The organism is Vibrio sp. 1069, from assembly GCF_033340555.1.
The window spans coordinates 1-591 of sequence record NZ_JAWOWP010000645.1 but is presented as its reverse complement, the minus strand read 5'-3'; the positions used below and the strand labels follow the sequence as shown (position 1 = coordinate 591).

Genomic DNA, 591 nt, shown 5'->3' with positions numbered 1-591 from the left:
ACAAGGTAAAGAGCGTCGCTTTCCTGAAGGCGTGCCGGAGGACATCAACCAAACCATCGAAAACGAACTGAGGTTGATAGAAGACCTCAAGTACCATTATTACTTTTTAACCATTCATGACATCGTCATGTTTGCTAAACAGCAAGGCATTCTTTATCAAGGCCGAGGATCAGCGGCGAATTCCGTCGTGTGTTACTGCTTAGAAATCACCGCCGTCGATCCAAGACAAATCTCTGTCTTGTTCGAACGATTTATCAGTAAGGAACGCAAAGAGCCACCAGATATCGACGTTGACTTCGAACACGAGCGCCGTGAAGAAGTCATTCAATACATTTATAAAAAATACGGACGTGAACGTGCCGCTCTTGCCGCAACAGTGATCAGTTATCGCTTCAAAAGTGCGGTACGTGAGGTCGGAAAAGCGTTAGGTATTGAAGAGACCAAATTGGATTTTTTCATCAAAAATGTTAACCGCCGAGATCGTAGCCAAGGTTGGCAAGCACAAATTATTGAGCTTGGTTTGCAACCGGAATCGCTCAAAGGTCAGCAGTTTATCCAACTGGTGAACGAGATTATTGGTTTTCCTCGTCA

1 pseudogene is annotated in these 591 nt (G+C 44.7%); it reads left to right on the top strand.

The window, feature by feature from the left end:
• Positions 1 to 591: pseudogene (locus R7040_RS28240) on the top strand (error-prone DNA polymerase); the annotation flags it as partial.